At 71.2% G+C, this 12,386-nt stretch carries 9 protein-coding genes; 6 read left to right on the forward strand and 3 right to left on the reverse strand.

The genetic code is table 11. The annotated features are described in order from the left end of the window. The first annotated feature begins 309 nt into the window (after positions 1–309). Positions 310–2,211, forward strand: a complete 1,902-nt coding sequence (locus tag D7W81_RS04725; RefSeq protein WP_147445341.1) for a DUF7151 family protein — start codon at positions 310–312, stop codon at positions 2,209–2,211. Between the two features lie 10 nt (positions 2,212–2,221). On the opposite strand, the gene D7W81_RS04730 is transcribed toward D7W81_RS04725, so the two are convergent. Beyond that, positions 2,222–2,797 (reverse strand): RNA polymerase sigma factor, encoded by a 576-nt coding sequence (locus D7W81_RS04730; RefSeq protein WP_120554107.1) that lies wholly within the window; start codon positions 2,795–2,797, stop codon positions 2,222–2,224. Positions 2,798–2,812: 15 nt separating this feature from the next. Beyond that, a complete protein-coding gene (locus D7W81_RS04735) occupies positions 2,813–3,391 on the reverse strand; it encodes a phospholipase A2 family protein (RefSeq protein ID WP_120554108.1) in 579 nt (192 codons plus the stop codon). Between the two features lie 119 nt (positions 3,392–3,510). Between D7W81_RS04735 and D7W81_RS04740 the strand changes: the two genes are divergently transcribed. The 3 genes from D7W81_RS04740 (at position 3,511) to D7W81_RS04750 (ending at position 6,848) form a co-directional block, all read left to right on the forward strand. Then, a complete protein-coding gene (locus D7W81_RS04740; RefSeq protein WP_120554109.1) occupies positions 3,511–3,975 on the forward strand; it encodes a hypothetical protein in 465 nt (154 codons plus the stop codon). Positions 3,976–4,129: 154 nt separating this feature from the next. Next, entirely contained in the window at positions 4,130–5,065 is a 936-nt protein-coding gene (locus D7W81_RS04745) for an MBL fold metallo-hydrolase (RefSeq protein WP_120554110.1), read from the forward strand. A gap of 31 nt (positions 5,066–5,096) precedes the next feature. Next, positions 5,097–6,848, forward strand: a complete 1,752-nt coding sequence (locus D7W81_RS04750) for a M14 family zinc carboxypeptidase (protein ID WP_120554111.1) — start codon at positions 5,097–5,099, stop codon at positions 6,846–6,848. Positions 6,849–6,985: 137 nt separating this feature from the next. Here D7W81_RS04750 and cglD read toward each other — a convergent pair whose 3' ends face one another. Further along, positions 6,986–10,393 (reverse strand): adventurous gliding motility lipoprotein CglD, encoded by a 3,408-nt coding sequence (cglD, locus tag D7W81_RS04755; protein ID WP_120554112.1) that lies wholly within the window; start codon positions 10,391–10,393, stop codon positions 6,986–6,988. 260 nt (positions 10,394–10,653) lie between these two features. Between cglD and D7W81_RS04760 the strand changes: the two genes are divergently transcribed. Together D7W81_RS04760 and D7W81_RS04765 are read left to right on the forward strand one after the other, a co-directional pair. Further along, a complete protein-coding gene (locus D7W81_RS04760) occupies positions 10,654–11,442 on the forward strand; it encodes a TIGR02266 family protein (RefSeq protein WP_244226971.1) in 789 nt (262 codons plus the stop codon). Next, positions 11,439–12,386 (forward strand): serine/threonine-protein kinase, encoded by a 948-nt coding sequence (locus D7W81_RS04765; protein ID WP_208721164.1) that lies wholly within the window; start codon positions 11,439–11,441, stop codon positions 12,384–12,386. Before D7W81_RS04760 ends, D7W81_RS04765 begins: the two co-directional genes overlap by 4 nt.

Here is a 12,386-nt window from a genome sequence, read left to right on the forward strand (position 1 = left end):
GGCGATGCGTCATGGTGGAGCCTCCTTTCCCCGGGCCAACGCGGCACCCGGCGCGCTCTTACACATGCATAACCAGTCCCTCCCGGCGCCGTGCCGCCCGCGCCCCTTCCACCGGGAGGCGAGGCGCCAGGCGGGCGCCGGGGTTTGTCCGCGGGGGCCTTTCTCCTGTAGGAGGCGGCAGCGGCGGCCTGGAGTTCCAGGGGCTTGCGCGTCTGGTGGGGCCGGACCCGCCGCGAAACAGCCCGGAAAAACACCTCGCTCCGTATGGCCAGAGGGCTAAGGGCGGGGGCCGAACAGAGAGGGCATCGAATGCGACGCATGTGGGGGACGTGGGGGGCGGTGCTGGCCCTTCTCGTCAGCGGTTGTGATGCCATCGACCTGTCGGAGCTCACCCAACGCGACGCGAAGACCCGGGTGCGCCCGGAGCCTCCGGGCGAGCACTGCGAGTTCGGCGGGGACGCGGTCCAGTCCGGCCTGGACCGGGACCGGGATGGCGAGCTGGATGACGCGGAGGTCACCGCCACCGACTACGTCTGCGATACCTCGGCCGCCAACGTGCTCCTGCGCGTGCGGCCGGTGCTTCCGGGCACGCCCCAGTGCCCCATGGGCGGACAGGTGTCACACGCCGGCCATGACGCCAACGGCAACGGGCTGCTGGAGGACGAGGAGATCTCCAGAGAGGTGTACGCCTGCGACGAGCCCGCTCCCGTCCTGTCGCGCCTGCGCCCGCTCCCGGCCTTCACCGCGCCGTGCGATGGAGACGACAGCGGCGGCACCGTGCTGGAGGCCGGGCTCGACCTGGACGGCGACACCGCGCTCACGATGTCCGAAGTCGAAGCCACCCACTCCTTCTGCGGCATGGCGCCAGCCGACCTGAAGGTCCGCCACCAGGCGGAAGCGGAGGGCCCCCACTGTGCTCGCGGGGGCACGCGCGTGGACGCCTTCCAGGACGAGGACGGCGACGGTGAACCGGACCGCGATGGCTCCGCGACGACCGTGTACGTGTGTCAGTCCGTCCGCGTGCACGACGGGACCTTCGTGGTGACCAGCGCCGTGGACCTGGTCGCGCTCGAGGGCGTCACCCACCTGCGGGGCGAGCTGATCATCTCCGCGCCCACGCTCACCGATGCGTCCCTGCCCTCCCTGGCGGTCATCCAGGAGAGCCTCACGGTGCGGGGCAACGCCAGCCTGCGCCGGCTGTCCCTGCCCGCCCTGCGCTACGTGGGCGGCAACGCGGCGGTGCTCTCCAACGCCCGGCTGGATGCGCTCACGCTGGGCACGGCACCGGAGGGCCTCGTGAGGGTCGAGCGCAGCCTCCTGGTGGAGGACAACCCCATGCTCCCCACGCTGGAGGGACTGGCGGCGGTGCAGCCCTACGACAGCATCTCCCTGCGCGCGAACAACGCGCTGGTGGATCCCGGCGTGCTGCCCTACGTCCACGTGCTCCTCGGGTCGCTCATCATCGAGGACCACCTCCAGCTGGACCGGACGCCCTTCGTGAACCTGTCCCAGGTCCACGGCGAGGTGCGCCTGACGAACAACTCCGCGCTGCCGGGCCCCTTCGGCCTGGGGCAGCTGACCTCCGTGGACGGCACCCTGGAGCTGAGCGGCAACGCGGTGCTGGAGGAGCTCCACCCGCTGGGCCAGCTCACCTCCGTGGGTCAGCTGATCATCGGCGGCAACCCCCGGCTGCGGGACACGGCGGGGTTCGAGCGCCTCCGCCACGCGGGCCGCATCCACGTCCAGGGCAACAAGGAACTGCTGAGCGTGGGGGACATGCCCGCGCTGGAGCAGGTGGATGACACCTTCGCCGTGAAGGCCAATGAGAAGCTCCAGCGCGTCCACCACCTGCCCTCCCTGCGGAACGCGGTGTCGGTATCCGCGGTGGCCAACCCCGCGCTGACGTCCCTGGAGGGCTTTGGCCGGCTGACGCGGCTGACCACCCTGGAGGTGCTGGGGAACACGGCGCTGACGAGCCTGGGCGGCCTGGCGCGGCTTCGCGAGGTGGACTTCTTCAACCTCCAGGGCAACACGGCGCTCGCGGACTTCGGCCTGACGGAGCTGGAGCGCGTGTCGCTGGCCTTCGTCGTCGTGGACAACGCGAAGCTGCCCACGTGCCGGGCCACCGCGCTCGCGGCGAGCGTGTTCCAGGGCGACCCGGTGGCGGGCGTGAACATCGACCAGAACGACGACGCGGCGACCTGCCCCTGAGCGGGCCGCCTCAACGGCGCGGCTTGCAGGAGCAGTCCAGACAGCCGTGCGCCGCGCACGCGCCACAGCCGCGCTCCAGCGAACGCTTGAGCGCGAGCCGCGCGCGGTGCAGCCGCACGCCCGCGTTGTTGGGGGTGATGCCCACCTCGCGCGCCACGTCCGGCACCGCGCGCCCCTCCAGGTCCACCTGGCGCACCAGCTCCGCGTACTCGGGCTTGAGCGTGGGCAGCAGCTCCGTGAGGCACGCGCACACGGTGCCCTTGAGCTCCAGGTCCCCGGTGGCGGAGTCCGCGTCGCGGGCCTCCACCTCCAGCGCGCGTCCTTCCGCGGCCTGCCGGCGGTGGTGGTCCACGAGGGCGTTGCGCAAGAGGCGGTAGAACCACGCCACCGCGCCCTCGCCGTCCTTCAGCGCCCCGCCCTTCTCCAGGGTGCGGGCGAAGGCCGTCTGGAGAAGGTCCTCCGCGACGGCCCGGCTGCCCACGCGCCGCTCCACGAAGGCCAGGAAGCGGCGCTGGTGGGCCAGGAGCGCCGCCACCACGTCCTCGCGGTCCGGGGGCAGCCCTGCGTCTGGCCCTTCAGCGTCCATGCGCCTTCCTTGCGGCTACGGAGGGCCGAAGTTCTGCCGGCGCGAGTTCAGCTCCACCGCGGTGGCGTAGATCTGCGCCCACGCGCGGTACTTGAACTTGGCCATCGTGCCCTGCTGGTCGTTCGCGTAGTCGAACATGTCCTTGCGGAACTGCGCGTCCGCGGCCTTGCGGGCCTCCGGCTTCAGCGGCGTGCCCTTGCGGTCGTAGTAACGCAGCAGGTCGTAGCCGTAGTCGTGCGTCTTGGCCGCCGGGTCGAACTCCTTGTCCGGGCCAATCTTGCCGGGGACGGAGGCGTAGCCGTGCGGATCCTGCATGCGCTGGCCGTGCGCCGTCTGGATGGCGTAGGGCTTGTAGCCCATGACCTTCTCGAAGTCCGCCGGGGGCGGGCGCGCGCCGGTGAGGTACTCGCTCATCAGCTTGCCGTGGTCACCCGGGGGCGCCTTGTCCACGGCACCCGTGCGCTGGGCAGCGGCGGTGCCGGAGGAGAAGGAGTCCTTCACCACGTTGCGCGCGGCGGAGCCGGCGGGACGCGCGGCGGTGGGCTCGGTACCGGAGGTCTGAGGCTGGCGGACGGGGTTGTTGCGGATGATCATGGGTACCCGGGGGAGAAGTCTTCTCGATTTTTCGGAAACCGCCCCCCCAAAGTTGCGGCCCGCCGCCCAAAGTCGCGCAGAATGATGGCAACGCACCGCGTGGTGCACTGGAGGACACCGTGGGAAGCTACCCGTATTCCGAAGGAATCAAGGAACTGCGCGCCGGCAACTTCGAGAACGCCCAGCGTCTGGTGGAGCAGGCGAAGAAGCAGGGGGACGCCAGCGTGGAAGAGCTCCACGCCATGGCATTCGCGATGGACGGGCACGGCCAGCGCGGCTTCGCCACGGAGCTTCTGCAGGAGGCGCTGCGGCAGCAGCCCACGGCGGTGGAGCCGGCCTGTGTCCTGGCCATGTATCACCTGGAGAAGCAGGAGGACGCCCAGGCCGAGGCCATCCTCAAGCCCGCGCTGGCGGCATCTCCGGAGCACCCCAAGGCGAACCTGTGTATGGCCATGGCGCTGGCGAAGACGGAGACCGCCAAGGCACGCGCGCACCTGGTGAAGGCCGCGAAGGACACCGACGCGGACGTCCGCGAGCAGGCCGCGGCACTGGACAAGGTGCTCGCGCAGCACGAGCCCCGCTAGGGCCGTGCCCTTCGCGGGTGGGGGCACGTGCCGTGTCGGGCGCGTGCTCCCAGCATGCCGCATCCCCCTTGTACCCCTCCCCTCCGGCCGAGCCTGACTCGCGCGAGGCGGCGCGGGCCCATCCTTGGGGAACACCCGTTGCCGGGAGCCGCTCATGGCGATGCGCTTCAAGAACCTGGATGGCAGCGGTCCGCAGGCCTTCACCCGCGTCTTCAAGTGGGCCGTCACGGACAAGCTCGTGGGCAAGCGGCGCAGCTCGCCCGCGCGCGCCGTCGTGCCGCACGTGGAGCCGGACCTGGCGGTGCTCGCCACCCCGCCCGCGCCGGGCGAGGGCGCCCGCCTGACGTGGCTGGGCCATGCGAGCTGGCTGGTGCAGCTGGATGGCGTGTCGCTGCTCATCGACCCGGTGCTGCGCGACGCCATCAACGTCGTCATCCGCCGCAACGTGCCGCCCGGCGTGCCGGTGGAGAAACTGCCGCGCATCGACGCGAGCCTCGTGTCCCACAACCACTACGACCACCTGGACCTGCCCACGCTCAAGCAGGTGGGCGCCCGCGTCGTCACCGGCCTGGGCCACGCGCCGGTGTTCCAGGGCCAGGGCCTGTCCTTCCATGAGCTGGACTGGTGGGAGTGCACGCAGGTGGGGCCCGTGCGCGTGCACTACGTGCCGGCCCAGCACTGGAGCCGCCGCGGCCTCAACGACGCCAACGAGATGCTCTGGGGCGGCTTCGTGGTGGAGGGCTCCAGCGCGCGCATCTACCACTCCGGTGACACCGCCTACTTCCAGGGCTTCAAGGACATTGGCGCCCGCTTCCCCAAGCTGGACGCGGCGCTGCTGCCCATTGGCGCCTATGACCCGGCGTGGTTCATGCGGCTGCAGCACATGAACCCGGAGGAGGCGGTGCAGGCCTTCGAGGACCTGGGCGCGCTGGCCTTCTTCGCCATGCACTGGGGCACCTTCAAGCTCACCGACGAGCCGTTGGACGAGCCCCCCGTCCGCCTGGACGCCGAGTGGCTGCGCCGGGGCTGGCCGCGCGACCGCGTGCACGTGCTGCCCGTGGGCGGCACCCACACCGTCCGGCACGGTTGAGCGCCGGCGGAGCTTGTGGTCTCAAGCGGCCATGCTCCTGCCCACCCTCGCCGCCCTGGCCCTCACGCAGGCTCCACCCCTCACCACCCTCTCCGAACAGAGTGGCTGGAAGCGCACCGGCCGCTACGCGGAAGCGGAAGGCCTCTGCCGCGCCTTCCCCAAGGCGTTCCCCGGCAAGGCCCGCTGCGACACGCTGGGCACCACGCCGGAGGGCCGCCCCATGGTGGCGCTCGTCGTCAGCCCGGACGGCACCCTCACCGCGGACGCCGCGCGCAGGAAGGGGCGCCCCGTCGTCTTCTTCCAGGGCGGCATCCACGCGGGTGAAATCGACGGCAAGGACGCGGGCTTCTGGCTCCTGCGCGACGCGCTCCAGAACCGGGCGTCCGTGCCGGACCTGCTCAAGGGCGTCACCGCCGTCTTCGTGCCCGTCTTCAACGTGGACGGCCATGAGCGCTTCAACGCCAACCACCGCCCCAACCAGGTGGGCCCGGAGGAGATGGGCTTCCGCGTCACCGGGCAGAACCTCAACTTGAACCGCGACTACGTGAAGGCGGACGCGCCGGAGATGGTGCTGCTGCTCAAGTACCTCCACGCGTGGGATCCGCTGGTCTACGTGGACCTGCACGTCACCGACGGCGCGAAGTTCGAACCCGACGTGTCCGTGGGCCTGGAGCCCCAGAAGTCCGGCCCGCCCGCGCTTCGGGCGCTGGGCACGAAGCTGGTGGACGAGCTCTTCACCGGCCTCACCTCCCAGGGCCACCAGCCGCTGCGCTTCTACCCGTCCTTCCTCCAGGATGATGACCCCACCAGCGGCTTCGCCTACGGCGTCCCCCCGCCGCGCTTCAGCCACGCCTACTGGTCCGTCCACCACCGCTTCGGCGTGCTCGTGGAGACCCACTCCTGGAAGAACTACGCCCAGCGCGTGAAGGCCACCCGCGACGTGCTGGAGGGCCTCTTGCGCCTCGTGTCCCGCGACGGCGCCGCGCTCCTGGCCGCCGTGAAGGCGGAGGACCAGAAGGCCATGGCCGGCGGGGTGCGCGAGGTGGTGCTCGGCTGGGAGAACACGCCCAAGCGGGAGACGATTGAGTTCAAGGGCTACGCCTATGAGCGCGGCGCGTCTGACCTCTCCGGCCAGCCGTGGATCCGCTACGACGACACGAAGCCCCAGACGTGGAAGGTGCCGTACTCGCCGGACGTGCAGCCCGCCGTCACCGCCACGCTGCCCGCGGGCGGCTACCTGGTGTCCGCCGCGCACGCCGCGTGGGTCGCGCCGAAGCTGGCCGCGCACGGCATCCAGTTCCAGCGCCTCACCCGCGCGGTGCCCGCCGCGAAGGTGGAGTCGTTCCGCTCGAAGGACTTCCAGTTCCAGGCCCGCTCCAACGAAGGCCACCAGGGCCTCACCGCGAAGGGCGAGTGGAAGCCGGACACGCAGGACCTGCCCCTGGGGACGCTCTGGGTGCCGGTGGCGCAGAAGAACGTGCAGCTGGTGGCGCACCTCTTCGAGCCCGCGGGACCGGACTCGCTGCTCGCCTGGGGCTTCTTCAACGCCCACTTCGAGCAGAAGGAATACATCGAGGACTACGTGCTGGAGCCCTGGGCCCGGGAGCTGCTCGCGAAGGACCCTGCCGTGAAGGCCGCCTTCCAGGAGCGCCTGAAGGACCCTGCCTTCGCCAAGGACCCGCGCGCCCGCCTGCGCTTCTTCGCCGAGCGCCACCCGACCTGGGACGAGCGCCTGGGCCTCTACCCCGTGTACCGCGCCGCCGCCGCGCCCTCCGGGAAGTAGCGGAGGCAAGAGGAAGCCCCCGGCCCGCGGTCCCTGGAGGGACGTGGCGGAGGCGGGGGCTTCGCAAAGCAACGGGTCTTCAGTCACCGCCGCGCTCCCGGTCCATGAGGCACCGGGAGCGCGTCTTCATTTCGGGCCTAGCCGATGGGCTTCTCGCAGACGCACGCGCTGACGTTGCACTGGAAGCCCGGCGCGCAGCCGCCGCAGTCCGGCTTGCAGACGCAGGCGCACAGGCCCGGATCCGCACCGAAGCCGGCGCCGCAGTTGAGGGCGGCCGTGTCGCAGACGCAGCCGCAGGCGTTGCTGTCGAACTTGTAGCCCGCCGCGCAGGACGCGGACTGCACGCAGCTGCACTCGCAGGTGCCCGTGTTGCACGTCTCGAAGGTGCCGCACGTGCCGCCGCAATCCGGGGCGCACGTGAAGTCACACACCGCGCGGTCGGTGTTGCACACCTGGCCCGGGGGCGCCGTGCCACCGCAGTCCGCCGGGCACTCGCACTTGTCCGTGGTGCGGTTGCAGGTGAGCGTGCCCTTGCAGTAGTCCGGGTCCTTCGGGTCGTAGTACTGCGTGTCGGACGAGCAGGGCGGCGGGTTGCCGTCCGTCTTGACCGTGCGGTCAATCCAGTAGCGGTACGACAGCGCCGCCTGCGTCTTGCCGGACTCCTTCGGACGGCAGGCGCCGTAGAAGGACACGGTGCGGTTGATGCCGTCCACGTCGAAGCCGTTGGTGCGGCTGCGCGGCAGGTCGTTGACGCTGGCGCACTTGCTGACGTCCGCCACCTCCGCCACCGCCACCTTCAGCGAGGCGCCAATCGGCGGCTTGAGCGTCTTGTAGCCCACGGACGCGATGACGCTGTCCACGATGGCGCCGATGGTGTTCGTGATGGAGGTGTTGTCCCGGATGCTGCCCACCACGCCGCCCGTGGCCTGGATGACGTCCAGGTGGCGCGGGTTGGTGTTGTCCTCACCCGAGTAGCACTGGCCGCCGTCCGGCGGGCAGATGATGCCGTGCACCTGGATGCGCTGGCCGGTGGGGTTGCTCGTCGCGGTGGGCGTGGCGCCGCCGTTGAGGAAGTAGGCGGTGTAGTTGGCCACCGTGTCCGTGGACTGGTCCTTCACGTCCGTGAGGATGACCACCACCACCTTGGCGCCCGGACGCAGCTTCGTCTCCGGGCCGCCCGTGGACACGGCCATGTCGTTGATGGCCTTGCGCGCCGCCTCCAGCGAACGCTCGCTGCCGTCACCCTTCAGGTCCACCCAGCAGTTGGTGTTGGCCGTGCAGGTGGTGTTGGGCAGCGGCGTGTACGTCGGGGCCTGGGTGGTGCCACCCTTCACCGCGCACACGTTGTTGTTGCACACCGCGTTCTGGGTCAGCCACGCCTTGAACTGGTCGATGTTGGTGGTGAAGGGCCGGATGACGTTGCGGTTGGCGCTGTTGCCCACCGTGTAGCTGGTCGTCACCATGGCCACGCGCCAGTCCAGCGTCGCGTTGCCCAGCTTGTTGGCCACCGCTGTGCCCGCGTTCGCCAGCGACGTCTGGGACGGCAGCATGGAGCCGGAGTCGTCCACCACGAAGAGGAAGTCCACCACCGCGGTGTTGCCGGTGAAGACCTCGCACTGCACCGCGTCCGCGTCGCCGAACTGCGCCAGCGCGGAGCCGCCCGCCGTGTCCGCCGTGGTGAAGAGGCTGCCCGCCTCGTTGTAGCGGGCGGCCGGGGTGATGGCGAGGATGACCACCACGCTCGCGTCGGAGCGGTGCACGTACTGCGCCTGGATCTTGAACGGGCCGTTGATGCCCGCCGAGCCGGTGAGGTCGCCCTGGCTGGAGGGCGCCAGCTGCCGCGCCAGCGAGGTGGTGAACGCCTTCAGGTCCGTCGTGCCGGCGAGCGCGTAGCGGGAGACCGCCGCGGGGAAGCCGTCCCAGGTGGTGAACGTCTGCGTGAACTCCACGTCCGCGGGCGCCAGCAGCGGCGTCCCGGCGCGGATGGCCGACTCGTCACCCGAGGGCGTGGTGGAGGTGCCCACCTTGCCGCGCTTGTACGCGATGAACGTCACCTGCTTCGCGTCGTCCCAGCCCATCACGCCCACGGTCTGATTGTTGGCCGTGAGGTTGACCAGGTTGGCGTTCTTGAAGGTGTTGGGCAGCGCGAGCCGCACGTCCGCGCCGCTGTCCTCCTTGAACGTCACCGTGCGCAGGTTCTGCGTGCTGCACGCCTGGCCGGCGGGCGTGCTGGCGGCGCCGTCCTTGGGGTCCTTCGGGTTGAGCTCACCCGGGTCCACGCGGCCGTTCTGGTTGGAGTCCTCCGCGCCGTCGGGGATGCCGTCGCCGTCGGAGTCCGCCTTGTTGGGGTCCGTCGTCGTCGTGGGGTCCGCGTCGCCTGCGTAGCCGCAGTCGTTGCGCGGGGCCGTGGCCGTGGCCACGCCACGCTCCACGCCGTCGAGCAGACCGTCGCCGTCGGTGTCCGGGTTGGTGGGGTCCGTCTCGCCGGGGTCCACCTGGCCGTTGGAGTTGGGGTCCTCCCCGAGGAAGCCGTTGCGGCCGGCGCCGTCCTGGAGCCCGTCGCAGTCGGTGTCCGTCAGGCGCGGATCCGTCTCACCGGGCTCCACGCGGCCGTTCTTGTTCGAGTCCTCCACGCCGTCCGCCACGCCGTCGCCGTCCGTGTCGGCCTTGTTCTTGTCGGTGCCGGTGGCGACCTCGACGGAGTCGGGGATGCCGTCGAAGTCCGCGTCGGGCACGGACGCGGCGCAGTCCGCCACGCGCGGGTTGTTCTCACCCGGGTCATGCTTGCCGTTCTTGTTCGTGTCCTCGGCGCCGTCCGAGCAGGTGTCGCCGTCGGTGTCGGGCTTGAGCGGGTCCGTGCCCGTCTGCTTCTCCAGGCCGTCCGGCAGGCCGTCGCCGTCGGTGTCGCGCAGGCGCGGATCCGTCTCACCGGGGCTCACCGAGCCGTTCTTGTTCGCGTCCTCCACGCCGTCGGCGATGCCGTCGCCGTCCGAGTCCGCGGTGTTGGGGTCCGTCTCCGTGAGGTCGCGCTTGCCGTTGCGGTTGGCGTCCTCCAGGCCGTCCGGCAGCCCGTCCTCGTCCGTGTCCGCCTTCACCGGCGAGGTGCGCGTGGTGGTGTCCTGGTCCGCGCGGAAGGTGCAGTTCTCGGCAGTGTTGACACTGGTCGTGCGGCCCACCTCCACGCCGTCGCGGATGCCGTCGCCGTCGGTGTCGCGCAGGCCGGGGTTCGTCTTCAGGCCACCGGTGTAGACCGTGGAGTACTCCTCCTGGTCCGTCAGGCCGTCGCAGTCCGAGTCCTTCGTGGCGTTGGCCGAGTCATACGGGTTGGTGGGGACCTGGCCGGGGTCGGGGTCGGGGTCGATGATGACGCCCGCGTCCTCCACGTAGCCCGCGTCGAAGCCCGCGTCGGTGCCGCTGTCGGGGCCCGCGTCGGTGGGGGGGTTGGGTTCAGTGCCAGCGTCGGGCTCCGGGTCGGTGCCACCACAGCCCGCCATGAGCGTGGCGGCGAGCAGCGTGCCGGAGAAGAGTCGGATCCAATTGCGCATACGGGGTCTGCACTCCGGAAAGGGGGGTTACGGAGAACACCGGCAGCATAGAGGGATGTGCTCCCGATGCCGATGTAGGTACGCCCTGGGGACGAGGGCGCATCACGATTCGTCCACTCGACGTTCACCGCTGTCGCCTGTTTCCGGCTGCACTGTCTTTACGGGGGCCAGGAGTGCTCGGTTATCTTCCGCCCGTGCCTGTCTTCGGTCTTGCGGCGGTATGGGGGGGAGCGGCTTCGCCTGAGCAGGCGGCAGCCGTGGTGGAAGGCCTGGGCGCGCTCCTGCCGTCCGCGCAGTCGATGCAGCTCGTGGTGGCGTTTCGCGACGAGGCCGGCGCGCTGGAGGTGAAGGTGGAGGTGCCCGGCTATCCGCGCGCGGCGGTGGAGCGGCTGGGCGAGGAGGTGCGCAAGAGCGGCGGCACGTTCGTGGAGTTGTGGCGGCTGCCCAAGGCGGAGCGGGACGCGCTGCGCTCGCGCACGCTCGCTGGCGGCACGCCGTTCGCGGGCCATGAACGCGAGCAGGCAGCGCAGGAATTGCGGCAGCACCTGGAGGCCCTGTCCGCGCGAGGTCCCCTGCCCGCTGCGTCCACGTCCACGTCCACGTCCGCGCCCCAGGCCACGCCGCCCGCCGAAGCACCGCCCGCGCCGCCGGTCGCTCGCACCACGAGCGAAGGCGAGTCATACCGCGCGACCGATGCTGATCCGTCCGAACCGGCCTCGCCAGACGAGCCGCCGCGCCGCGCCCGCCGCTTCGCCGTGAAGCTGGAGATGGAGTTCCGCACGGAGCTGGACTTCGTGCGCGAGCACGCGCTGAACATCAGCAACGGGGGCCTCTTCGTGCGCACGGCGCACCGCCCGCCGCAGGACAGCGTCGTCACCGTGGACGTGAAGCTGCCCAACGGTCAGCGGCTGCAGGGCGAGGCGCTGGTGGTGCACGTGGTGGACGCGCCGTACACGGGAGGCGTGGGGTTGGCCTTCCTGAGCGACGACGCCACCTTCTCGGCGACGCTGGACGGTTACCTGGCGAGTCTGGTGGGGGAGAAGGCGTGACGCTGGAGGAAGGCCGGACGCCGGAGTGGCCGCGTGACCTGGGCCGCTTCCACCTGCTGTCGCGGCTGGGGCGCGGCGGCAACGCGGAGGTGTTCCGCGCGCGGATGATCCAGGGGCCGCTGGCGGGCGAGGAGGTGGCCCTCAAGCGCGTGCGGCCGGAGCGCGCGAGGGACGCGGAGGCGCGCGAGCAACTGCTGCACGAGGCGGAGCTGGCGCGGTGCCTGGACCACCCGCACATCGTGGGCTTCCGGGAGTACGGCGAGCTGGCGGACGGGCCCTACCTGGCGCTGGAGCTGGTGGACGGCACGGACCTGGGGCGGGTGCTGGCGCAGTGCCGGCGCCGGCGCATCGAGCTGCCCATCGACATCTCCGTGATGATGGTGCGCCACGTGCTGGAGGCGCTGGCGTACGCGCACAAGGCCACCAACTCCAAGGGCCTGCCGCTGGCGGTGGTGCACTGCGACGTGTCCCCGCACAACGTGCTGCTGTCGCGCGGCGGCGAGGTGAAGCTGGCGGACTTCGGCGTGGCCCGCTCGCGCGCGGGCGTGGCGGTGGACCTGCGCCGGGTGGGCAAGCAGAACTACCGCTCGCCGGAGCTCCTGGCGGGCGAGGTCTCCGTGGCGGTGGACCTGTGGGCGGCGGCGGTGCTGCTGTACGAGCTGCTGTCGTTGGAGTCACCCTACGCGGACGGGACGGCCGAGGAGGTGGAGGCGTCCATCCGGGGCCTGCGGGTGACGCCCGTGCGCATGGTGGCACCGGCGGTGTCGGATCCGCTGGCGCTGGTGCTGGACCGGGCGCTCGCGCCGCACCCGTCGCAGCGCTTCTCCTCGGCGGAGCAGTTCGCGCGGGCGCTGGCGGCGCTGAGCGACGACCGCGTGGCGACACCGCTGGCCGTGGCCGCGGTGGTGCGCGGGCTGATGGGCGCGGAGCCGGTGACGGGCTGA

It is taken from the genome of Corallococcus aberystwythensis (genome assembly GCF_003612165.1).
Taxonomy (GTDB): domain Bacteria; phylum Myxococcota; class Myxococcia; order Myxococcales; family Myxococcaceae; genus Corallococcus; species Corallococcus aberystwythensis.